This is a genomic window from Amycolatopsis ponsaeliensis (genome assembly GCF_030182635.1).
GTDB classification, from domain to species: domain Bacteria; phylum Actinomycetota; class Actinomycetes; order Mycobacteriales; family Pseudonocardiaceae; genus Amycolatopsis; species Amycolatopsis ponsaeliensis.
Map to the genome: position 1 here is coordinate 371,932 of NZ_JAPZLD010000003.1, position 21,094 is coordinate 393,025.

At 71.3% G+C, this 21,094-nt stretch carries 21 protein-coding genes; 8 read left to right on the forward strand and 13 right to left on the reverse strand.

Annotated features, from left to right (window positions below; all coding sequences use genetic code 11):
* The first annotated feature begins 78 nt into the window (after nucleotides 1-78).
* The 7 genes from QQ657_RS07030 to QQ657_RS07060 all read left to right on the forward strand — a co-directional run bounded on the left by QQ657_RS07030 (nucleotide 79) and on the right by QQ657_RS07060 (nucleotide 7,181).
* Entirely contained in the window at nucleotides 79-1,680 is a 1,602-nt protein-coding gene (locus tag QQ657_RS07030) for an FAD-binding protein (RefSeq protein ID WP_284741239.1), read from the forward strand.
* Nucleotides 1,681-1,715: 35 nt separating this feature from the next.
* Complete coding sequence (hsaA, locus tag QQ657_RS07035) at nucleotides 1,716-2,879, forward strand: 3-hydroxy-9,10-secoandrosta-1,3,5(10)-triene-9,17-dione monooxygenase oxygenase subunit (protein ID WP_284741240.1); 1,164 nt, start codon at nucleotides 1,716-1,718, stop codon at nucleotides 2,877-2,879.
* A complete protein-coding gene (gene hsaD / locus QQ657_RS07040; RefSeq protein WP_284741241.1) occupies nucleotides 2,879-3,724 on the forward strand; it encodes a 4,5:9,10-diseco-3-hydroxy-5,9,17-trioxoandrosta-1(10),2-diene-4-oate hydrolase in 846 nt (281 codons plus the stop codon). Before hsaA ends, hsaD begins: the two co-directional genes overlap by 1 nt.
* Nucleotides 3,724-4,635, forward strand: a complete 912-nt coding sequence (hsaC, locus tag QQ657_RS07045) for an iron-dependent extradiol dioxygenase HsaC (RefSeq protein ID WP_284741242.1) — start codon at nucleotides 3,724-3,726, stop codon at nucleotides 4,633-4,635. The genes hsaD and hsaC overlap by 1 nt, the downstream gene beginning before the upstream one ends.
* Nucleotides 4,632-5,171, forward strand: coding sequence for a 3-hydroxy-9,10-secoandrosta-1,3,5(10)-triene-9,17-dione monooxygenase reductase subunit (hsaB, locus tag QQ657_RS07050; protein ID WP_284741243.1), 540 nt, complete (start codon nucleotides 4,632-4,634; stop codon nucleotides 5,169-5,171). Before hsaC ends, hsaB begins: the two co-directional genes overlap by 4 nt.
* A 170-nt stretch (nucleotides 5,172-5,341) precedes the next feature.
* Entirely contained in the window at nucleotides 5,342-6,460 is a 1,119-nt protein-coding gene (locus QQ657_RS07055) for an alpha/beta fold hydrolase (RefSeq protein ID WP_284741244.1), read from the forward strand.
* A gap of 121 nt (nucleotides 6,461-6,581) precedes the next feature.
* Nucleotides 6,582-7,181 carry an Rv1733c family protein gene (locus tag QQ657_RS07060; RefSeq protein ID WP_284741245.1) on the forward strand — a complete coding sequence of 200 codons (600 nt, stop codon included), beginning with the start codon at nucleotides 6,582-6,584 and terminating at the stop codon, nucleotides 7,179-7,181.
* On the opposite strand, the gene QQ657_RS07065 is transcribed toward QQ657_RS07060, so the two are convergent.
* The 8 genes from QQ657_RS07065 to QQ657_RS07100 form a co-directional block, all read right to left on the reverse strand.
* Nucleotides 7,182-7,436, reverse strand: a complete 255-nt coding sequence (locus QQ657_RS07065; RefSeq protein ID WP_284741246.1) for a Smr/MutS family protein — start codon at nucleotides 7,434-7,436, stop codon at nucleotides 7,182-7,184.
* 130 nt (nucleotides 7,437-7,566) lie between these two features.
* Nucleotides 7,567-8,628: an MBL fold metallo-hydrolase gene (locus QQ657_RS07070; protein WP_284741247.1), complete on the reverse strand. Its 1,062-nt coding sequence runs from the start codon at nucleotides 8,626-8,628 to the stop codon at nucleotides 7,567-7,569.
* 10 nt (nucleotides 8,629-8,638) lie between these two features.
* Nucleotides 8,639-9,661, reverse strand: coding sequence for a fatty acid desaturase family protein (locus QQ657_RS07075; protein ID WP_284741248.1), 1,023 nt, complete (start codon nucleotides 9,659-9,661; stop codon nucleotides 8,639-8,641).
* 96 nt (nucleotides 9,662-9,757) lie between these two features.
* Nucleotides 9,758-12,133: an ATP-binding cassette domain-containing protein gene (locus QQ657_RS07080; RefSeq protein ID WP_284741249.1), complete on the reverse strand. Its 2,376-nt coding sequence runs from the start codon at nucleotides 12,131-12,133 to the stop codon at nucleotides 9,758-9,760.
* The gene (locus QQ657_RS07085) at nucleotides 12,130-13,623 is read right to left on the reverse strand and encodes an MFS transporter (RefSeq protein ID WP_284741250.1); all 1,494 of its coding nucleotides are present in this window, start codon (nucleotides 13,621-13,623) and stop codon (nucleotides 12,130-12,132) included. The genes QQ657_RS07080 and QQ657_RS07085 overlap by 4 nt, the downstream gene beginning before the upstream one ends.
* 50 nt (nucleotides 13,624-13,673) lie before the next feature.
* Nucleotides 13,674-14,084 carry a VOC family protein gene (locus QQ657_RS07090; RefSeq protein ID WP_284741251.1) on the reverse strand — a complete coding sequence of 137 codons (411 nt, stop codon included), beginning with the start codon at nucleotides 14,082-14,084 and terminating at the stop codon, nucleotides 13,674-13,676.
* A gap of 10 nt (nucleotides 14,085-14,094) precedes the next feature.
* The gene (locus QQ657_RS07095) at nucleotides 14,095-14,535 is read right to left on the reverse strand and encodes a helix-turn-helix transcriptional regulator (protein WP_284741252.1); all 441 of its coding nucleotides are present in this window, start codon (nucleotides 14,533-14,535) and stop codon (nucleotides 14,095-14,097) included.
* A gap of 130 nt (nucleotides 14,536-14,665) precedes the next feature.
* A complete protein-coding gene (locus QQ657_RS07100; protein WP_284741253.1) occupies nucleotides 14,666-15,544 on the reverse strand; it encodes a LysR family transcriptional regulator in 879 nt (292 codons plus the stop codon).
* Nucleotides 15,545-15,655: 111 nt separating this feature from the next.
* On the opposite strand from QQ657_RS07100, the gene QQ657_RS07105 reads away from it, so the two are divergent.
* The gene (locus QQ657_RS07105; protein WP_284741296.1) at nucleotides 15,656-17,068 is read left to right on the forward strand and encodes an MFS transporter; all 1,413 of its coding nucleotides are present in this window, start codon (nucleotides 15,656-15,658) and stop codon (nucleotides 17,066-17,068) included.
* A 382-nt stretch (nucleotides 17,069-17,450) separates the two neighbouring features.
* Here the strand turns inward: QQ657_RS07105 and QQ657_RS07110 are convergent, their stop codons facing one another.
* From QQ657_RS07110 to QQ657_RS07130, 5 genes are read right to left on the reverse strand one after another with little or no spacing between them, the layout of a single operon-like run.
* A complete protein-coding gene (locus QQ657_RS07110; protein WP_284741254.1) occupies nucleotides 17,451-18,890 on the reverse strand; it encodes an NAD(P)/FAD-dependent oxidoreductase in 1,440 nt (479 codons plus the stop codon).
* Nucleotides 18,883-19,113: a ferredoxin gene (locus QQ657_RS07115; protein ID WP_093953060.1), complete on the reverse strand. Its 231-nt coding sequence runs from the start codon at nucleotides 19,111-19,113 to the stop codon at nucleotides 18,883-18,885. The genes QQ657_RS07110 and QQ657_RS07115 overlap by 8 nt, the downstream gene beginning before the upstream one ends.
* A gap of 1 nt (nucleotide 19,114) precedes the next feature.
* The gene (locus tag QQ657_RS07120) at nucleotides 19,115-19,732 is read right to left on the reverse strand and encodes a ferric reductase-like transmembrane domain-containing protein (RefSeq protein WP_284741255.1); all 618 of its coding nucleotides are present in this window, start codon (nucleotides 19,730-19,732) and stop codon (nucleotides 19,115-19,117) included.
* Complete coding sequence (locus QQ657_RS07125; protein ID WP_284741256.1) at nucleotides 19,725-20,522, reverse strand: DUF4142 domain-containing protein; 798 nt, start codon at nucleotides 20,520-20,522, stop codon at nucleotides 19,725-19,727. The genes QQ657_RS07120 and QQ657_RS07125 overlap by 8 nt, the downstream gene beginning before the upstream one ends.
* Nucleotides 20,506-21,093: a COG4315 family predicted lipoprotein gene (locus tag QQ657_RS07130; protein ID WP_284741257.1), complete on the reverse strand. Its 588-nt coding sequence runs from the start codon at nucleotides 21,091-21,093 to the stop codon at nucleotides 20,506-20,508. The genes QQ657_RS07125 and QQ657_RS07130 overlap by 17 nt, the downstream gene beginning before the upstream one ends.
* Nucleotide 21,094: the final 1 nt, after the last annotated feature.

A 21,094-nucleotide genomic window follows, 5' to 3' on the forward strand; every position in this document is an offset into this window, starting at 1 on the left:
CCACAAGACAAGTATCCAGTTGGGAGCCGCTTTCGCTCACCATAGACGAGAACGTGTTCCAGTTCTAGGGTAGTGCTCATGGACGAACTCGTCGCGGACGTGGTGATCGTGGGCTTCGGGGCGGCCGGCGCCTGCGCCGCCCTGGAAGCGGCCGACGCCGGTGCGGACGTCATTCTCGTCGAGCGGTTCTCCGGCGGCGGCGCCAGCGCGGTCAGTGGAGGCGTGGTCTACGCCGGCGGCGGCACCGCCCAGCAGCTCGACGCGGGTGTCGACGACTCGGTCGACGCGATGTACGCCTACCTGCGCCTCGAAGCCGGGGATGTCGTCTCCGAGGAGACCTTGCGGCGCTTCTGCGAAGGCAGCCGGGAGATGATCACCTGGCTGGAGGGCAACGGCGTGCCGTTCGAAGGCAGCCTGTGTCCCTACAAGACGTCGTACCCGAGTGATGCGCACTACCTGTACTACTCCGGCAGCGAAGCCGCGGGCGGTTTCCGCGACGCGGCGAAGCCCGCCCCGCGCGGCCACCGCGTCAAGGGGCCCGGGACCTCGGGGAAGATGCTGATGACGCGCCTCAAGGAGGCCGTCGCGAAGCGCGGGGTGCGGGTGCTGACCCAGACGAACGCCCGCGGCCTGATCCGGGACGACGACGGCCGCGTCACCGGGCTCGTCGTCGACACGCTGAAAGACGCGTCAGCGGGCGTGCGTGCTCGGCATCGCCGGCTCGCGCAGTACGCGGCCAAGCCGGGCATCTACGTGCCTTCGCTGCGCAAGTCGCTGCACCGCCGCGTCGAGCGGATCGAACGCGCGCACGGCCGTGAGCTGTGGATCACTGCCCGGCGCGGCGTCGTGCTCGCCGCGGGCGGGTTCATCGCGAACCGGGAAATGGTGCGCGAGCACGCTCCCGCGTACCGCGGCGGGCTCCCGCTCGGCACGTCCGCCGACGACGGCTCGGGCCTCCGGCTCGGCGTCGAGGCCGGGGCCGCGACCGGGGAACTGGGCCGGATCTCGGCGTGGCGGTTCATCACGCCGCCGAGTGCGTTCCTCGGCGGGATCATCGTCGACGCCGGCGGACGGCGGGTCATCGACGAGTCCCGGTACGGCGCCGCGGTCGGCGAAAAGCTCATCGAAGACCACGAGGGCAAGGGCTGGCTGCTCGTCGACGCGCCGATCGTGGCGGAAGCCCGGCGGGACACCAAGGCGCAAAGCCAGTGGTTCCAGGGGCTTCAGCTGCGCTACCTGCTGCGCCGCGGCCGCGTCACCGGCGCGACGGTCGAAGAGGCGGCACGCAAGGCCGGCGTCGATCCCCAAGGGTTGCGCGCGAGCGTCGAGGCCTACCACGGTGCCGAGGACCCGATGGGCAAGCCCGCCGAGTTCGCGCGGCGGCTGGAGCACCCGCCGTTCTCGCTCATCGACATCTCGGTGCGGCCCAACCTCGGCTACCCCACGCCGATGCTCACCCTCGGCGGCCTGGTCGTGGACGAGGACACCGGCGCGGTGCGGAGCGCGGCGGGGGAGCCGATCCCCGGCCTGTACGCCGCCGGGCGCACCGCCGTGGGAATCTGTTCCAGGTCGTACGTGAGCGGCCTGTCCCTGGCCGACTGCGTGTTTTCCGGCCGCAGGGCGGGGATCAACAGCGCGCTGGCGCAGGGTGTTCTCGACAAAAACGAGAACGTGTTCTAGTCTCTCAGGTGAGCGGAAACGAGAGAGGACTGCGCATGAGCGAGCAGGTGATCGCCGGGGTCCGGGACCTCCTGCCGGTCCTGCGGGAACGGGCCCAGGACACCGAGGACGCGCGAAACGTCCCCGAGGAGTCCGTCAAGGCCCTGCAGGAGACCGGGTTCTTCAAGATGTTGCAGCCGAAGTCGTTCGGCGGCCTCGAAACCGACCCGGTGAGCTTCTACACCGCGGTGAAGCTGATCGCGAGCGCGTGCGGGTCCACCGGCTGGGTCGCCTCCATCCTCGGCGTCCACCCGTGGCACGTGGCGCTGTTCGACGCGCAGGCCCAGCAGGAGGTGTGGGGCGAGGACCAGGACGTGCGGATTTCTTCGTCGTACGCCCCGATGGGCAAGGCCGAGGTCGTCGAAGGCGGCTACCGGCTGACCGGCCGGTGGAGCTTCTCCTCCGGCTCCGGCCACTGCACGTGGGTGCTGCTCGGGGGACCCGCGTTCAAGGACGGCAAGCCCGTCGACTTCTGCAGTTATCTGCTGCCCATCGCGGACTACTCCATTGTGGACGTCTGGGACACGATCGGCCTGCGCGGCACCGGCTCGAACGACATCGTCGTCGAGGACGTCTTCATCCCGCAGCACCGTGTGCTGAGCTTCATCGCGACGTCGAAGTGCAAGGTGCCGGGCCAGGCCGTCAACCCTGGGCCGCTGTACCGGCTCCCGTACGGTTCGGTGCACCCCAGCACCATCACCGCGCCGATCATCGGCATGGCGCAGGGCGCCTACGACGCGCACGTCGAGCACCAGCGCAAGCGCGTGCGGGCCGCGTACGCCGGCGAGCAGTCCAAAGAGGACCCGTTCGCCAAGGTGCGGATCGCCGAAGCCGCCAGCGAAATCGACGCCGCCTGGCTGCAGCTGACGCGCAACATCGACGAGCTGTACGAACTGGCCAAGCGCGAGGAGCGGCTGCCTTCCGATCTGCGCCTGCGTGTCCGGCGAGACCAGGTGCGCGGCACGGAACGCGCGATCTCCGCGATCGACCGGCTCTTCGAGAACTCCGGCGGCCGCGCGATCCAGCGCGGCACGCCGATCCAGCGCTTCTGGCGCGACGCGCACGCGGGCCGGGTCCACGCGGCCAACGACGCCGAGCGCGCGTACGTCATGTTCGGCACCGGCGCCTTCGGGCTCCCCGTCGAGAACGCGATGTACTGATGGCCGGTCCCGAAGGCAAGTACGTCCAGGCCGGCTCGCTGAACCTGCACTACCACGAGGCCGGTGCCGAACACGCCGAGACCGTGATCCTGCTGCACGGCGGCGGACCCGGCGCGTCGGCGTGGAGCAACTTCGGGCGCAACCTGCCGGAGTTCGCCAAGCACTACCGGACGATCGCCGTCGACCAGCCCGGCTTCGGGCGGTCGGACAAGCCGGTCGAGCACCCGCAGTACTTCCGCCACAGCGCCGACGCCGTCGTCGGCCTGATGGACGCGTTGGGCGTCGAGCGCGCCCACTTCATCGGCAACTCCCTGGGTGGCGGGGCCGCGGTCCGGCTCGCGCTGAACCACGGCAAGCGCGCCGGGCGGCTGGTGCTGATGGGACCGGGCGGGCTGAGCGTCAACCTCTTCGCGCCCGACCCCACCGAAGGCGTCAAGAACCTTGGTAAGTTCGCGGCGAAGCCGAGCCGCGAACGCATGGAGGCCTTCCTGCGCATCATGGTCCACGACCAGTCGCTGATCACCGACGAGCTGATCGACGACCGGTTCGCCGCGGCCAACACGCCCGAGTCGCTCGCCGCGATGCGGGCGATGGGCATGTCGTTCGCCCAGCCCGACAGCTACGAAGAAGGCATGCTCTGGCGCGAAGCCCACCGGCTCCGCCAGCGCGTGCTCCTGATCTGGGGCCGCGAGGACCGCGTCAACCCCCTCGACGGGGCACTCGTGGCGCTCAAGACGATTCCGCGCGCGCAGCTGCACGTGTTCGGCGGCTGCGGGCACTGGGCCCAGCTGGAGAAGTTCGACGAGTTCAACCGGCTGGCCCTCGACTTCCTCGGGAGTTCCTGATGGGCATCCGGTCACTGGGCTACCTCCGCATCGAAGCCACCGACATGGCCGCGTGGCGCGAATACGGGCTCAAGGTGCTCGGCATGGTCGAAGGCAAGGGCGTCGATCCGGATTCCCTTTACCTGCGGATGGACGACTTCCCGGCGCGCCTGGTCATCTCGCCCGGCTCCGCGGACCGGCTGGCGACCACCGGCTGGGAGGTCGCTCACGCCGGCGAGCTGGCCGAGCTGCGGTCGCGGTTGGACAGTGCGTCGGTGCCCTACAAGGAGGGCACGCCCGAAGAGCTGGCCGACCGGCGCGTGGTCGAGCTGATCAGCTTCGACGACCCGTCCGGCAACACCCAGGAGGTGTTCCACGGCGTCGCGTTGCAGCACCGGCGCGTCGTGAGCCCGTACGGCCACACGTTCGTCACCGGCGAGCAGGGCCTCGGCCACGTCGTCTTGTCCACAAAGGACGACGAGGCGTCGCTGCGGTTCTACCGCGACGTCCTCGGCTTCCGGCTGCGCGACTCGATGCGCCTGCCACCGCAGATGGTCGGCCGGTCGGCCGACGGCGAACCCGCGTGGCTGCGCTTCTTCGGCTGCAACCCGCGGCACCACAGCCTCGCGTTCCTGCCGATGCCGACACCGAGCGGGATCGTGCACCTGATGGTCGAGGTGGAGAACACCGACGACGTCGGCCTGTGCCTCGACCGCGCGATCCGGCGCAAGGTGCCGATGTCGGCCACGCTCGGCCGGCACGTCAACGACCTGATGCTGTCGTTCTACATGAAGACCCCCGGCGGCTTCGACGTCGAGTTCGGCTGCGAAGGCCGCCAGGTCGACGACGAAAACTGGATCGCCCGCGAGAGCACGGCGGTCTCCCTGTGGGGGCACGACTTCTCGGTCGGCGCGCGGCCGCCCGGCGCATGACCGCCGTGGTGGTCGACCAGGCCGGGTTCCGCAGTGTGCTCGGGCACTTCTGCACGGGCGTCACGGTGGTCACCGGCCGGGACGGCGACACCCTCGCCGGGTTCGCGTGCCAGTCGTTCGCCGCGCTGTCGCTCGACCCGCCGCTGGTGCTGTTCTGCCCGGCTCGCACGTCGCGCACGTGGCCGGTGCTCGCCGCGGCGGGGAGGTTCGCGGTCAACGTCCTGGCCGAAGACCAGCAGGAGGTCAGCGCGGTGTTCGGCGCCCGCGGCGAGGACAAGTTCGCCCGGGTCGGCTGGACGCCGGCGCCGTCCGGGGCCCCGCTGCTCGACGGCGCTTTGACGTGGATCGACTGTGCGCTGGAGGCGGTGCACGAGGCGGGTGACCACTACGTCGTGATCGGCCGGGTGACGGCGCTGGGCACGCCGTCGGACGCCCGGCCGCTGCTGTTCCACCGCGGCCAGTACGCCGTCACCGAGCCGGCCCGGGACGCGCTCGCGGCGCTGATGCCCTGGCCGCGCCCCGACGACTGGCTCTGAGCGGGTGCGCGGCCCGGTTCGGCGCGGGATGTGCTGCCGGCGTTGATGATCGGCTTCGGGGCTGCCGCGCGGCGCCGAGCCGTGGCCGCTACCGGACGACTACATCCGACGCGTAACGGCCGCCGGGCCGCGGGCGACTTCCCGGGAGTCGTCGCGCGAGGAGGACCGCCGTGCAGCTGGCCGGGTTCGCGGCCGCCGAGGTCGAGTTCGACCGGGCGGGCGAGCTCGTCGGCGACCGGGGCGCGGCCGTGCGGGCGCTCGCGGCCGATCCGGCCGTCACCGATCTCGTCTTCCTGTGCCACGGCTGGAACAACGACCACCTCGTCGCGCGGCTGCTCTACTCGGCGCTCGCCGGGTCGATGCGGGCGGTGCCGGATGGCGTGCCGGGGCGCCGGATCGCGTTCGCCTGCGTGCTGTGGCCGTCGCGGAAGCCCGCCGGGCTGGAACCGGACGCCGGCCTGGCCGAACGGCTCGACCAGCTGCGGGACCTGGTGCCCGGGCAGCGGCTCACCATCGACGCCGCGGCCGACCTGGTGCCGGCGCTGACCGTCCGCGCGACCGCGCGCACGGCGTTCGCCGCCGCGCTGCTCTCGGTGGCCGCTCGTGGCGCGGACGACAGCGAAGACGCGTCGACGCAGCTGTTCACCCTCCCCGGCGGCACGGTCATGGACCGCCTCGGGACGACCGGGTTCACCGACGCGGCGGCGCACCTGCTCGACTTCCTCGCCTACTACGAAATGAAAGCCCGCGCGGGCGACATCGGCGTCCGCGGCCTCGCGCCGCTGCTGGCGACGTGCGCCGGGCCGAAGCTCCACCTCGTCGGCCACAGCTTCGGCGGGCGGCTGGTGACGGCGGCGGCGAACGCGCGTCCGGCCGGGTCGGTGGCGACGCTGACCCTGCTGCAGGCGGCGTTCTCGCACCACGGCTTCGCCGCCGACTCGCCCGGCGCGTTCCGCCGGGTCTTGGAGGAGCGGGTCGTGACCGGGCCGATCCTGATCACGCACACCGCCAACGACCTCGCGGTCGGCGTCGCCTACGCGATCGCGTCCCGGATCGCCGGGCAGTCCGGGATCGGGGACGCGGCCGGCCCCTACGGCGGCATCGGCCACAACGGCGCGCAGCGGACTCCCGAAGCCGTCACGGCCGAGCTGTTACCGGTGAGCGGGACATACCGCTTCCGGCCGGGCGTCCCGCACAACTTGCTGGCCGACCGGTTCGTGCGCGGCCACACCGACGTCTGCGGCCCGCAGATCGCTCACGCGCTGTGGTCGGCGATCGCGGCCAGTTAGGGCGTCCGGGTGGTTGTGCACGGGTTCACAGGTGGGCCGCATCCCATTCACGAGAAAAAGTCGAGCCCTTGCGCGCAGACTGTTATGGAGATGACGTCTTTCTGGGAGGAGTGAGTCGCGCATGCGTGGGCCCAGCGGACGGATCGCCCGGTTCCGGCGCCGGTTGCACCCCGGCCGCAACCCGCTGACCAGGTTCGGCGACCGCGTCGAGGCCGCGCTGCTGATGCTGGTCTTCGCCGGCGCGCTGCTGGCACTGCCGTTCGCGGCGGCGTTCGGCTCGGACACGTACGCGTCGCAGACCGCCCGCGCGGAGCAGGAACGCGTGACCCGCCACCCGGCGACGGCGGTGTCGCTGGTCGCGGCACCGAGTCAGACGTACAGCACCGACGGAGCGGGAGCCCCGGCCGACCAGACAACGGTCCAGGCGGCCTGGTTCGACGCGCGAGGAGCACGCCACACGGGCGACGTCCTGGCGGACGCGGGCAGCCCGGCGGGCACCCACGTATCGGTGTGGCTGGACCAGCGCGGCGAGCTGACGAACGAGCCCCTGTCGCCCTCGACATCGGCGGCGGACGGGGTGTTCGCGGCGATCCTGCTGTGGGTCGCGATCACGGGATCCCTGGCGGGGCTGTACGGAATCGCCCGGTTCGCGGTGAGCCGCCTCCACTCGTCGGCGTGGGACCGAGCCTGGGCCGAAGCCCGCCACGACACCCGGTTCTGATCACTTCCAGCGGAAGTGCACGAACACCCGGCCGAAGTTGTCCTTGTCCTTCTCGATCCGGTGGTAGAGCGCCTTGATGTCCTTGCGCTCGAGGAACCGCAAGACGTGCTTCTTCAGCTGACCCGACCCCTTGCCGGGGATGATCTCGACGAGCGGTGCCTTCTTGGCGACGGCCTCGTCGATGATCGCTTTCAAGGCCCGGTCGATTTCGCCGCCGCGGTTGTAGATGTCGTGGAGGTCCAGCTTCAGCTTCACCCGCGCTCCCGACTTCGCCGTGCTTGAGAGGTCGACTCACGTGATTGAAGGGTCGACACGGTGGAGCTGAGCCGTGTCGTCGCCCTGATCACGCGTGTCGACTTCTCGATCACGAGTGTCGGCTCGTCCGTCACAGCGCCTGCCACCAGCCGTCGACCGGTGGGGGCTCGGTGACGTCGATGCGCTCGCCCGGGCGGGGGATCGCCAAGGCCAGGTCCGCCGCCTTCGCCTCGCGCCACACCCGGTCCGCCGGCTCGCCCCACGGGTGCATCGCCAGCTGGAACGTCGCCCAGTGGACCGGGATCAGCAGCTTCGCCCGGACGTCGATGCCCGCCGCGACGCCTTCCTCCGGGGTCATGTGGATGTCCGGCCACAGCGGGGCGTACGCGCCGATCTGGATCAACGCCGCGTCGAATGGTCCGTGGGCCTCGCCGATCGTGGCGAAACCGTCGAAATATCCCGTGTCGCCGCTGTAGAACACCCGGTGCGACGGCCCCAGCAGGGCCCACGACGTCCACAGCGTGTCGTCGTTCGTGATGCCGCGGCCCGAGAAGTGCTGGGCCGGTGTCGCCACGAACCGGACGCCCGCCACCGTGGCCTCTTCGTGCCAGTCCAGCTCGATGATCCGCGCCGCCGGGACGTGCCAGCGCTCCAGGTGCGCGCCCACGCCGAGCGGGACCAGGAAGGGCGCCGACGTCGACGCCACCAGGTCGCGGATCGTCGCCAGGTCCAAGTGGTCGTAGTGGTCGTGCGAGATCACCACCGCGTCGACCCGGCCGACCCCGGCCAGCGGCACCGGCGGCTCGTGCAGCCGCCGCGGGCCCGCGAACGCCGCGGGCGACACCCGGTCGCTCCACACCGGGTCCAGCAGCACGCGGGCGCCGTCCAGCTCGACCAGCGCCGACGCGTGGCCGTACCACGTCACGTGCAGGCCCTCGGCCGACAGCACCGGCTCCGACGTCACCAGCGGGACCGCGCCGGCCGGCTTGCGCAGCTCGCGGTGCTCGCCGAAGAACATCTCGCGGAAGATCGTCCGCATCGACGCCGCCGTCATCGGGTGCCGGGGCGCCGCGTTGCGGAACACCTTGCCGTCGAACTGCGGCGAGGTGCGGACCCGCTCGGCCCGCGAGCCGGTGGCTTTCGCGCCGAACGCCGCCGGCAGGTCGCGCAGGGCCGCGATCGTCTTCCTCATGCCTCCGAGTCTACGAACGGTTCCTGAGAGGTGCCCCAGCTTCATGCAGGTGGGTGAGGGCCTGCCGGTACGACTCGATCAGGCTCGTCTCGAGGTAGGGGATGTCCAGCTCGGCGCAGTATTCCTGGACGATCGGCTGCGCCAGCCGCAGGTGCCGCGACGGCATGCTCGGGAACAGGTGGTGCTCGATCTGGTAGTTGAGGCCGCCGAGAGCGACGTCGGTCACGCCGCCGCCGCGGACGTTGCGGGAGGTCAGCACCTGCTTGCGGAGGAAGTCGAGTTCCGGCTGCCCGGTCAGGGTCGGCATGCCCTTGTGGTTGGGCGCGAAGATCGATCCCATGTAGATGCCCCAGAGTGCTTGGTGGACCGCCAGGAACAGCAGCGCCATGCCGGGGGAGAGCACGGTGAACAGCGCGACGAGGTAGACGACGACGTGCGTGGCCAGCAGCGAGGCTTCCACCCAGCGGCGGCGCAGGCCCGGCTTGCACACCGCGCGGATCCCGGATACGTGCAGGTTGAGGCCTTCGAGCGTCAGCATCGGGAAGAACAGGAACGCCTGGTACCGCCCGATGAAGCGGGCGACGCCGCTCGCCTCCTTGGCCTGGCCCTTCGACCACACGAAGATGTCCGGGTCGACGTCGGGGTCGAGCTCCTCGTGGTTCGGGTTGGCGTGGTGGCGGGTGTGCTTGTCCATCCACCAGCCGTAGCTCATCCCGATGCCGAGGTTGCCGACCAGCATCCCGGCGATCTCGGTGGGGCGCCGGCGCCGGAAGACCTGCTTGTGCGCGAGGTCGTGCGACAGCAGCGCGATCTGCGCGAACATGACGGCCTGGAACGCGGCGACGGCCAGCTGCCACCACGAGTTCCCGAGCAGGGCGAAGGCGACCCACCCGGCGGCGAACAGCCCGCCCACGATGGCGAACCGGGCGGTGTAGTAGCCGGGGCGGCGCACCATCAGGCCGGCGGCGGAGATGCGTTGGCTCAGCCGGGCGAAGTCGCTGCCGGTGCTGACGGGGTTCTCGGTGGTGGTCACCGGCCCCAGTCTTCCTGGTAAGGGTCGCCTCCGGAACCCGGAGGGCCCCCGGCACATTCCGGGGGCCTGCCCCACCGCCGGATCTGGTATAGACGATCAGCCGACGTACTCCGCGAGGTGCTCGCCGGTCAGCGTCTTCCGGGATTTCACCAGGTCGGCGGGGGTGCCTTCGAACACCACGCGGCCGCCGTCGTGGCCCGCGCCCGGGCCGAGGTCGATGATCCAGTCCGCATGGGCCATCACTGCCTGGTGGTGCTCGATGACGATCACCGACTTCCCCGCGTCGACCAGCCGGTCCAGCAGGCCCAGCAGCTGCTCGACGTCGGCCAGGTGCAGGCCCGCCGTCGGCTCGTCGAGGACGTAGACGCCGCCCTTCTCCGCCATGTGCGTCGCCAGCTTGATCCGCTGCCGCTCGCCGCCGGACAGCGTCGTGAGCGGCTGGCCGAGCGTCAGGTAGCCGAGGCCGACGTCGGACAGGTGCGTCAGGATCTTGTGCGCCGCCGGCAGCTGGGCCTCGCCGTCGGCGAAGAACTCGCGCGCCTCGGCCACCGACATCCCGAGGACCTCGCTGATGTCACGGCCGCCGAAGGTGTACTCGAGCACCTCGGCGTTGAACCGCTTGCCCTCGCAGACCTCGCACGGTGTCGCGGTGCCGGCCATGATCCCCAGGTCGGTGTAGATGACGCCCGCGCCGTTGCAGTTCGGGCACGCGCCTTCGGAGTTCGCGCTGAACAGCGCCGGCTTGACGCCGTTGACCTTGGCGAACGCCTTGCGGATCGGCTCCAGCAACCCGGTGTAGGTCGCCGGGTTGCTCCGGCGCGAACCGCGGATCCCGGTCTGGTCGACCGTCACCACACCCTCGCCGCCGGACACCGAGCCGTGGATCAGCGAGCTCTTGCCCGAACCCGCCACCCCGGTCACGACGGTCAGCACGCCGAGCGGGACGTCGACGTCGACGTCCTGGAGGTTGTGCGTCGAAGCGCCCCGCACCTCCAGGAAGCCCGACGGCGACCGCACCGACGACTTCAGCGACGCGCGGTCGTCCAGGTGCCGCCCGGTGATCGTGTCACTCTTCCGCAGTCCGTCCACAGTGCCTTCGAACATCACCTCGCCGCCTTCGGAGCCGGCGCGCGGCCCGAGGTCGACGACGTGGTCGGCGATCGCGATCGCCTCCGGCTTGTGCTCGACGACCAGCACCGTGTTGCCCTTGTCCCGCAGCTGCAGCAACAGCTCGTTCATGCGCTGGATGTCGTGCGGGTGCAGCCCGATCGTCGGCTCGTCGAAGACGTAGGTGACGTCGGTGAGCGACGACCCTAGGTGGCGGATCATCTTGGTGCGCTGGGCTTCCCCACCCGAGAGCGTGCCCGACGGCCGGTCGAGCGAGAGGTAGCCGAGCCCGATCTCGACGAACGAGTCGAGCGTGTGCTTCAGCGCGTCCAGCAGCGGCGCGACCGTCGGCTCGGCCAGCTTGCCCACCCAGCCGGCCAGGTCGCTGATCTGCATCGCGCACGCGTCGGCGATGCTGATCCCGTCGATCTTCGACGACCGGGCCTCTTCGGACAGCCGCGTCCCGTCGCAGTCGGGGCACGTGGTGAACGTGACGGCCCGCTCGACGAAAGCGCGGATGTGCGGCTGCATCGAGTCGACGTCCTTGGACAGCATGGACTTCTGGATCGCCGGGACCAGCCCCGAGAAGGTCAGGTTGATGCCCTCGACCTTGATCTTGGTCGGTTCCTTGTACACCAGGTCGTTGAACTGCTTCTTGGTGAACTTCTTGATCGGCTTGTCCGGGTCGAAGAAGCCGGAGCCGCGGAAGATGCGGCCGAACCAGCCCTCCATGCTGTAGCCCGGGATCGTGATCGCGCCTTCGTTGAGCGACTTGTTCTCGTCGAACAGGGCGGTGAGGTCGATGTCGTTGACCTTGCCGCGGCCCTCGCAGCGCGGGCACATGCCGCCGGTGATACTGAAGCTGCGCCGCTCCTTGATCTGCCGCCCGGCCTTCTCGATGGTGACCGCGCCGGCGCCGCTGATCGAGGCGACGTTGAACGAGAACGCCTGCGGCGAGCCGATGTGCGGCTGCCCGAGCCGGCTGAAGAGGATCCGCAGCATCGCGTTGGCGTCGGTGGCGGTGCCGACCGTGGAGTGCGTATTGGCGCCCATCCGCTCCTGGTCCACGATGATCGCCGTCGTGATCCCGTCGAGGACGTCGACGTCGGGCCGGGCCAGTGTCGGCATGAACCCCTGCACGAAGGTGCTGTAGGTCTCGTTGATCAGCCGCTGCGACTCCGCGGCGATCGTGCTGAACACCAGCGAGCTCTTGCCGGAGCCGGAGACGCCGGTGAACACCGTCAGACGCCGTTTCGGCAGCTCGACGCTGACGTCCTTGAGGTTGTTCACGCGCGCGCCGTGGACGCGGATCAGGCCGTGGCTGTCGGCGACGTGCGGCGCGGGCTTCCTCGTGGGCTTGGTCATCGGGGTTCTCCAGGACGATCGGGTCGGCGACGGGCTCGGACGTGGACTGGCTCGGTGGCGATCACGCTACGGCGGGCTCGGGCCCCCGCGCTTCTCGATTCCTGACCGCCATGGCCAGCCGCTGGTACCCGTGTGGCGAGCAGCCGTAGGCGAGCTGGAACCGGCGGGTCAGGTGCTCGGCCGTCATCCCGGCGTCGTGGGCGAGCGCCTCGAGGTCGACGGTCCCTTCGCGGCCGATGCGGTCGCGGACGCGGCGCAGCAGGGCCAGTTCGCGCAGGTGCTCCCGCGCCGCGATCTGGAGGCTCAGGCACATGAGAGTTCCCCTTCGGTGTGCGGCCGAGCACTGCCCGGGCCGCGATCGGGAGCAGCAGGAGCGTCAGCACCCCGGAGAGCACGAGCCCGCCGGTGGTGCCGGTCAGTTCGATCAGCGGGCCGCCGAGGGCGAGGCCCAGCGGGGCGGCCACGGTGGCGCCGGTCGTCCAGAGCGTCACGACCTGCTGCTGCTCCCCGGGTTCGAGCCCCGACTGCAGGAAGCTGTACGCGACCGGCGTGAACGGCGCGTACACCAGGCCGCCGAGGGCGAAGACGACCAGCGCGGCCGTGAGGTCGCCGACGACCGCGAGCCCGATCGGGCACAGCGCCCACAGCCCGATGATCGCGACCAGCAGCGGCCGTTGCGGGAGGGTCCGCAGCCGGCTGACGAGCGCCGCGCCGACGAACGCGCCGGCCCCGAGCGCGCCCCACAGCAGGCCCAGGCCGGACGGGCCGGCGTGCAGCGTCCCGCTCACGTACAGCGGGAGCGCCACCTCGATGGGCATGTAGAGGAAGTTGAAGAAGAACTCGACGACGAGCAGCCGTGCGGCCACCGGGCGGCGGCGCAGGATCCGCCAGCCCGAGGTCTTCGGCTCGCGCAGCGCGTCCCGGCCCCCGGCCGAGCGCGGCACGAACAGGAGGGTCGCCACGAGCAGGATCAGCGCCCCGCCCGCGTCGAAGAAGAGCGCGTAGCCGGCGCCCGCGGTCGCGACGATCAGCCCGCCCAGCACCGGCCCGGCGATGTAGAGCGCGAACGTGGTGTTCAGCCCGAGCAGCCCGTTGACGGAGAACCGCCCGGTTTCGCCCGCGGCCGACGTCGCCAGGAGCCGGCGGCTGCTCGACCCGGCGAGCCGGAAGGTCGCGCCGAAGAGCAGCCCGGCGATCAGCACCGGCAGGGTGAGCGTGCCGGTGACGGCCAGGACGCCGAGGGCGGCGAAGGTCAGCGAGCGCAGCACGCAGTCGGCGACGAGCAGGGCCCGCGGCGGCACCCGCACCCGGCCGAGCCCGATGGCCAGCGCGAGGACGGTGGACAGCACGAACGGCGCGGCCTCCACCAGCCCGATCGCGATCGCCTTCGGCACGCCACCGTGCAGGGACAGCGTCTGCACCGGCATGGCGACGATGATCATGCCGGTGCCGACGTTGGCCAGGAGGTCACCCAGCAGGAGGCCGGCCACGCGCCGGTCGCGCAGGACGTCGCGGTAACCGGCGGGGGCCGCGACCTCGGTCAGCGCAGCTCCTGGATGCGCAGGAGGTTGCCGGCCGGGTCGCGGAAGGAGCAGTCGCGGACGCCGTAGGGCTGGTCGACCGGCTCCTGGACGACCTCGGCGTTGCCCGCTTCGAGCTTCGCGAAGAGGGCGTCGAGGTCCTTGGTGGCCAGGTTGACCGAGGCGTAGGTGCCCTTGGCCATCATCTCGGCGATCATCCGGCGCTCGTCGTCGGTCAGGCCCGGCGTCGCGGACGCCGGCGACAGCACGATCGCGGTGTCGGGCTGGTTCGGCGGGCCGACGGTGATCCAGTTCAGGTCGCCGTACTTGACGTTCTGGCGGACCTCGAAGCCGAGCAGGTCGCGGTAGAAGGCGAGGGATGCCTCCGCGTCGGTGTGGGGGAGGAAGCTCGCGTGAATGGTGACGTCCATGGCGGTCACATTATGTGTGCGCCTGCGGTCGCGCTTCTCGATTCCTGATCGGTCTGGTGACCTGCTTGGCCACGCACGGCGGCATCCCGACGGTGGCCTCGGCCTGCTCCTCGCGGTAGACGCTCGGCGGCACGCCCACCAGCTCGGCGAACCGGGTGCTGAAGGTGCCCAGCGACGAGAAGCCGACGGTGAAGCAGACCTCGGTGACGCTCAGCTCGCCCTTGCGCAGCAGGGCCATCGCCCGCTCGATCCGCCGCGTCATGAGGTACGAGTACGGTGACTCTCCGTAGGCCTTCCGGAACTGCCGGCTGAGGTGCCCGGCGGACATGTTGACGCCCCGCGCGAGCGCCTCGACGTCGAGCGGCTGGGCGTACTCCCGGTCGATCCGGTCCCGGACCCGGCGCAGTAGCGCGAGGTCGCGCAGGTACTGGGCCGTGGCGGTGCTGGTCACGGGACCGATCGTCCCACACCGGACCGTCCCCGAGGGACGCTTCAGCGGCTCCCGAAACGTCTTGAATGAGTCATTCAGGACCTCCCACGACCTGAATGACTCATTCAAGACACTGGAAGCGGGGACACGGTCAGCGGAGGGCGGCGGTGATCGTGTCGCGGAGCCAGCGCTGGGCCGGGTCCGCGTCCAGGCGCGCGTGCCAGGACAGGCGGACCTCCACCTCCGGCAGCTCGGCCGGGACCGGGAACCAGCGGAGTCCCAGTGCCGGACCGTGCTGCTCGGCCAGGCGCTGGGGGAGCAGCCCCACGTAGTCGCTGGACGAGACCACCAGCGCGGCCACCGCGGACGTCGGCACGACCGCCGCCACCCGCCGCTGCAGGCCCGCCGCGGCGAGGACGTCGTCCAGTGGCCCGCGCGCCCGGCCGCGCCGGGACGCCGACACGTGCGGGTAACGGCACAGCTGCGCCAGCGTCGGACGGCGGTGCTTGCCCAGCGGGCTGTCCACGCGCACCGCCGCGACCAGGCGTTCGCGGTAGAGCACGGTGCTGTGGATGTCCGGCGCCGCGTGCTCGCCCACGCCGATGTCCAGGTCGATCGAGCCGTCGCGAAGCGCTTCGGCGCTCTCGGTGCCCTCCGCGACGAAGCGCAGCGTGACGCCGGGGGCGGCCGCGGCCGTCGCTTCGGCCGCCGCCGTGGCCAGGGTCGCCGCCACGCCGTCGTTGATGCGGATCGTGAACGTGCGCTCGAGGTCGGCGATCGCCACCTCGGTGCTGATCAGCGCCGACGCCTCCTCCAGCAGCGACCGCACGCGCGGGGCGGTGCGCAGCGCGAACGGCGTCGGGGCCATCCCACGGCCCGCGCGGACCAGGATCGGGTCGTTCATCGCCCGCCGCAGCCGGCCGAGCGCGCGGCTCGTCGCCGGGATGGACAGGTTCAGGCGCTCGGCCGCGGCCGTGACGCTCCCTTCCCGCAACAGCGCGTCGAACACCCGCAGCAGGTTCAGGTCCATGGTTGCATCCTACGCAAGAAGACCTTGCCGAAGTTGCGTGGCACGACAGGCGACGCCGTCCTTACCGTCGGGCTCATGCACCTCGAGAAACGAACCGGCCTGCTCACGCTCATGTGTGCCTGCGTGGTGCTCGTCGTCGGCATGGTCGCGGCGGTCAACCTCGCCGTCCCGATGCTCGCGGCGGGCGCCCTGCACCCGTCCGCGTCCGCGCTGGTCTGGATCGTCGACACCTACGTCATCGTGTTCGCCTGCCTGGTGATCCCGGGCGGGGCGGCGGGCGACCGGTTCGGCCGCAAGGGCGTCCTGCTCGCCGGGCTCGGGCTGTTCGCCGCCGGCGCGCTGCTGTCGGCGGTGGCCCCGGACGTCGTCTTCCTGCTCGCCGGCCGGGCGCTCACCGGGGTCGGCGCCGCCGCGGTGCTGCCCAACTCGCTCGCCGTCCTGCTGCACGCCGTGCCGCCGGAGAAGAAGGCCTCGACCATCGCCACCTGGGCGTCGATGACCGGCATCGGCGGCGTCCTCGGCAACGTCGGTGGCGGGCTGGTCCTGACCGCCGGCTCGTGGCGCTGGCTGTTCGCCGCCGTCGTACCGCTCGCCCTCGGCACCGCCGCCCTGGTGGCGCGCACCGCGCCGGTGTCGTCGCGCCACGACCGCCGGCTCGACCCCGTGTCCGCGGTGCTGCTCGTCGGCGCGTCGGTCGCCCTGCTCGTCGGGATCGTCCAGGGCCCGGAAGCGGGCTGGGGGAGCGCGGTGGTCGTGACCGGGTTCGCCGGCGCCGCCGTGCTGTTCGCCGCGTGGACGTTCGCCGAACTCCGGGCCGAGCACCCGCTGCTGGATCCGCGGCTGTTCCGGATCGCGGGCCTGCGCAGCGCCTGCCTCGGGATGACGACGATCTTCTTCGGCATGTTCGCGCTGTTCTACGTCAACGCGTCGTTCCTGCAGTACGCCAAGGGGTTCGGCGTGCTGGGCACCGGGCTGGGGATCATCCCGCTGACCGTCCCGATCATCCTCGGCGGCCGCCACGCCGGCCCGCTCGCCCGGCGGATCGGCCTCGACACGACCGTGGCGCTGGCCTTCGCGTTCGTCGTCGGCGGCCTGCTCGGACTGTCCACGAGCGACGCGGAGACGCCGTACGCGGGCTACGCGGCCTGGCTGGTGGTGACCGGGATCGGCGTGACATTGGCGCTGCCGACGCTGTCGGGCGTCATCGCCGGCTCGCTGCCGCCGGACCGGGCGGGCGTCGGCACCGGGCTGCAGGCCACCACCCGGGAGTTCGGCAGCGCGCTCGGCGTTGCCGTGATCGGGACGGTCATGACCGCGAAGTTCGCCGCCGCGCTCCCTCCGGACGTCCGCGGCGCGCACACGGTGGCCGAAGCGCTGGCCAAGACGAGCCGCGCACACGACGTCGTCACGGCCTTCGTCGAAGGTGCGGACGCCGGGCTGCGGGTGGTCGGGATCGCGGTCCTCGTGCTCGGGGTGCTCGTCGTGGCCGAATCGAAGGTCTCCCAAGGGGCCCGGACGAGGTGAAGGCCGTCTCGAGGGCTCCCGTTTCCCTCGAGACGGCCTTCACCGGTGCAACCCCGACCCGACTTTCGACCGTGACGGCCTTTCCGGCGGCATACCCTTCCCCCGGAAAGGCCGTCACGGACGTGCACGCCGCGGCGGCAGTGACGCCGCCGTGACGCTCGACCCCGGGCCCCCGCCCGGTGCGCCGGAAGAAGGCCACCCCGGGGGCGTCGGGTTCCCTCGGGGTGGCCCTCTCCTGGCCCGCCGGGCGCTCGTTCCATCACAGGCGCGAGGCGGGCAGGGGGACGTTGGGGGCCGGTCACCACACCGCCCAGCCGCGGAGGGGATGTGGTGACCGGCGAAGGGACGATGGCCGCCGCGCGCAGCCACGTCCCGGCTTCTTCTACCTCCCCATCGGAATGGCCATCGTCGGCGGCGCCGCGCCACCGGGCTGGGCGGCGAACGCCGTGGTCGGCGGGGCCGCCAGCGCGGGGAACGCCGTCGTGGGGATGTTGTTGGCGAACTCGCTCTCGAACTCGCGCTCGAAGGCCTGCTGGTCGAAGCCGCTTTCGAACTCCGTCGGCACCTCGGCCGCCAGCGCCGCGACGGCCGGTTCGACCGTCGGGACCTCCGCCACCTCGGGGGCGGGAGCGGGCTCCGGCTCCGGCACGAAGTCGGGTGCGGGCAGCCGGCGGTCGAGCTCGGCCATCCAGTCGAGCATCGCCCGCGGCTTGTCCCACGAGGAGATGCCGACGAGCCTGCCGTCGCGGATGAAGCCGGTGATGCCGTCCGCCAAGGTCACGGTGTCCTCGGCCAGGCCGGGCATCCCGCACATCTGCAGCCGCGTGTCGTACAGCGTCGACCAGGCCCGGGGGAGCGGGGTGAACGGCTTCGCGCTGGACTGGCCCATCAGCAGGTTGTCCGCCGCGTGCCGGGCCGACTCGACGGCGTTGATCCAGTGCTCGATCCGCCGCGGGGTCTCGTCGAAGCGCAGGTTCGGCCAGCGCGCGATGTCCCCGGCGATGACGACGTCGGACGCGCCCTCGGCGAACAGCTTCGAGTCGCAGAGCACGCCGTCGCTGATGTCGAGGCCGGAGCCGCGCATCCAGTCGACCGACGGGACGCTGCCGATGGCGAGCACGACGACGCTGGCGACCAGCAGCTGGTTGTTCGTCAGGTGCAGCCCGACGGTGTCCTTCGTGCTGATCCAGTGCCGGACCTCGCTCTTCATCGCGAGTTTCGCCCGGTGCTCGTGGTGCGCCTCGATGACGCCGCTCGAGACGCGGTCGCCGAAGCGGTGCAGCGGCGCCTTCGCGTGGCCGACCAGGGTGACGTCGCGGCCGATGTGCCGCATGCTCGCGGCGAACTCGTTGCCGATCAGGCCGGCGCCGATCACGACGGCCGGCTTCTTGCTGGCGTTGAGGCAGCGCCGCACCGCCATCGAGTCCTCGACCGTGCGCAGGATCCGCACGCGCGGGTCGTGCCGCGGCGACCCGGGCAGGTGCCGCGGGTAGACGCCGGTCGCGGCGATCAGGCCGTCGTACCAGAGGGATTCGCCGCCGGGCAGGTGCACGACCCGCTCGGTGGTGTCCAGGTGCGTGACCCGCGCGCCGAGGCGCCAGTGCACGTCGAGGTCGGGCAGGTAGTGCGAAAGGCCCACGTCGCTGGGCCGTTCGGTCCCCATCACCAATGCCTTCGAGACCATCGGCCGGTGGTAGGGGCGCCTGGCCTCGTCGCCGATCAGGACGATCTCGCCGTCGAAGTTCTGTTCCCGCAGGCGTTCCGCGGCACGCAGTCCGGCGACGCCCGCACCGACGATGATGATCCGGTCGCCGTCAGCCATCGAGGTCCCCTCTCATGACGACCGCCTGCATCGGGCAGCAGCGGGCCGCCATCTTCGCCTGTTCCATGGTGGTTTCGTCCAGCAGCCGCGTGTGGAAGCGCAGGCGGCCGTCCTGGCCGAGGTCGAACACGTCCGGCGCCTCCATGGCGCAGATGCCGTAGAGCTCGCACCGGTCGTTGTCGACGCTGATCCGGGGCCCGCTACCGGGCAAACGGAGGGGCATGTCAGGCCACCTGCTCTTCCACGAGTCCGATGCGTTCGAGGGTCCGCGCGGGCATGAACCGCAGCAGCGACACCGTGGCGGCCGGGATGAGCAGCGTGATGCCGCCCAGCCAGACGACCGCGAGGTGGCCGTTGGCGATCGAGCCGAACCACGCGTGCAGCGCGGTCAGCGCGACCGCCGGGTACGCGCAGCGGTGCAGCCACAGCCAGCGGCGGTAGGAGGTGAACCGCTGCAGGCCCGCGGTGAGCGCGATGGCGAGCATGACCTCGAAGCCGACGATGCCGATGCTGTGCCGGGTCTCCTGGCCCGACAGGAAGGGGAGGAAGAGGTACTGCAGGCTGTACGGCTGGACCGTGAGGTAGAAGAAGCCCAGCGCGTGGATGCCACCGAAGATCAGCGTGCCGGTGGCCAGCACCATGTGGGAGCTGCGCAGCGCCTTGCGGCCGGTGACCGAGCGCACCCAGCCGGTGGCGGTGAGCACACCCCAGGTGAGCGTCAGCATCATCGCCGCGTAGGACGCCCGTGCGGCGAACGCCGCGAGGCCGCGGGCCGCCGGGTCGGTCTTCGGCTGGAACTGCTGGGTGAGGAAGATCGTCGCGTCGTGCCAGGTCTCAACCATGGCTACCCCCGGTTCTGACGGCGGCCGGCCGGCGCGTGGCCCGGGCGCGGCTGCGGTTGCCCTTGATCTGGCGCAGCACGTAGAAGAGGCCGCCACCGACCAGGAGGAACAGCGCCGCCACCACGGCGATCTGGGACGAGTCGAGGCCGAGCGGCTGCCCGACCGGCGCGGCCGTGGTGGAGACGGCAGGCGCGGGGAGCGCGGTGTAGTCGACCATGCCGGTGCTCTCGAGCATCGTCATGTGCCGCATGACGGCCTGGTTGCCGACGGTCGCGAACGCCCGCACGTCGTCGTTGCGGGTGCCGGCGCGCAGCTGCGCGAGGATGGCGAACACCTGGCCGTGCGCCGCGCGCAGGCGGTTGGCGAAGACGCTGTCGAACGACGGCCCGGGGGGCGCGTTCATCTCTTCGAGGAGCCAGCCGCGTTGCTCGTCCGAGGGCTGGTCGGGCACCGGCGAGTTGAGCTTCTGCGACAGCGCGCGGGTCGCGACGTCGAGGCGGCCGTGGTCCATCATGATCGCGAACCCGACGGCCTGGACCTTCGGGCTGCCCTTCTGCATGGCCATCATGCCCGAGGGCATCTCCCACAGACCGGCCTGGCGGACCTTGGTCAGCAGCACCGCGTCTTCGGGCGAGACGGCGTTCGTCTGGGCGATCGAGGCCGGGGACACCGACGCGAGCAGCGTCAGCACCGCGACCAGCACGAACAGGATCCGGACCAGCGGGCGGGAACGCTCGAGCGGGGACGGAGGGATGAGCTCCGGCCCGGCGAGCTCAGAGGCCGAAAGCATTTTCCCTCCACTGGTCCTGGGTCAGCGTGATCTTCTTGCCGTCCGGCGCGATCGGGTACCAGGCCTGGTCGGCGCCCTGGCCGGACGTGTCGGCCGGTTCGCTGTCGCCGACGAAGTGGTACAGCGGCCAGCCGGCGAGGGTGGCTTGCTGCGTGCCGTCGTCACGGGTGATCTGCCCGATCAGCGACTGGTCGACGTCGATCGGCGCGGGGCCGCCCGTCTTGACCGGGATCCACTTCGCCGCGCACGCGTCGTTGCAGTTCGACCGGGACGGGTTGGTCGAGTCGCGGTCGTAGCGGTAGATCGTGTAACCGGTGCCGTCGACGAGCATGAGGCCGAGATCGAAGGTCTTCGCGCCCCTGAGCTGGCTTTTCATCGGGTCGTTGGGGTTCGCGGTGATGGGTTGCGGCATCGCGAGGGTCATCGGGGCCTGCATACCGGGCATCTGCTGCATCCCGGCGCCGTAACCACCTGCGGAGGTGGTGGCCGCGCCGGCGGTACAGGCGGTGAGCAGGGCGAGTGCGGTGAGGCACACGGCGGCGGGGACCACCGTTCGGGGAATGCGTATCACT

Excerpts from the sequence above, each read along its gene's own strand:
- hsaB (WP_284741243.1), top strand. The coding sequence starts at position 4,632 with ATGACCGCCGTGGTGGTCGACCAGGCCGGGTTCCGCAGTGTGCTCGGG.
- QQ657_RS07105 (WP_284741296.1), top strand. The coding sequence starts at position 15,656 with ATGTGTGCCTGCGTGGTGCTCGTCGTCGGCATGGTCGCGGCGGTCAAC.
- QQ657_RS07110 (WP_284741254.1), bottom strand. The coding sequence starts at position 18,890 with ATGGCTGACGGCGACCGGATCATCATCGTCGGTGCGGGCGTCGCCGGA.
- QQ657_RS07070 (WP_284741247.1), bottom strand. The coding sequence starts at position 8,628 with ATGAGGAAGACGATCGCGGCCCTGCGCGACCTGCCGGCGGCGTTCGGC.
- QQ657_RS07120 (WP_284741255.1), bottom strand. The coding sequence starts at position 19,732 with ATGGTTGAGACCTGGCACGACGCGACGATCTTCCTCACCCAGCAGTTC.
- hsaA (WP_284741240.1), top strand. The coding sequence starts at position 1,716 with ATGAGCGAGCAGGTGATCGCCGGGGTCCGGGACCTCCTGCCGGTCCTG.
- QQ657_RS07125 (WP_284741256.1), bottom strand. The coding sequence starts at position 20,522 with ATGCTTTCGGCCTCTGAGCTCGCCGGGCCGGAGCTCATCCCTCCGTCC.
- QQ657_RS07090 (WP_284741251.1), bottom strand. The coding sequence starts at position 14,084 with ATGGACGTCACCATTCACGCGAGCTTCCTCCCCCACACCGACGCGGAG.
- QQ657_RS07115 (WP_093953060.1), bottom strand. The coding sequence starts at position 19,113 with ATGCCCCTCCGTTTGCCCGGTAGCGGGCCCCGGATCAGCGTCGACAAC.
- QQ657_RS07060 (WP_284741245.1), top strand. The coding sequence starts at position 6,582 with ATGCGTGGGCCCAGCGGACGGATCGCCCGGTTCCGGCGCCGGTTGCAC.
- QQ657_RS07030 (WP_284741239.1), top strand. The coding sequence starts at position 79 with ATGGACGAACTCGTCGCGGACGTGGTGATCGTGGGCTTCGGGGCGGCC.
- QQ657_RS07080 (WP_284741249.1), bottom strand. The coding sequence starts at position 12,133 with ATGACCAAGCCCACGAGGAAGCCCGCGCCGCACGTCGCCGACAGCCAC.
- hsaC (WP_284741242.1), top strand. The coding sequence starts at position 3,724 with ATGGGCATCCGGTCACTGGGCTACCTCCGCATCGAAGCCACCGACATG.
- hsaD (WP_284741241.1), top strand. The coding sequence starts at position 2,879 with ATGGCCGGTCCCGAAGGCAAGTACGTCCAGGCCGGCTCGCTGAACCTG.
- QQ657_RS07100 (WP_284741253.1), bottom strand. The coding sequence starts at position 15,544 with ATGGACCTGAACCTGCTGCGGGTGTTCGACGCGCTGTTGCGGGAAGGG.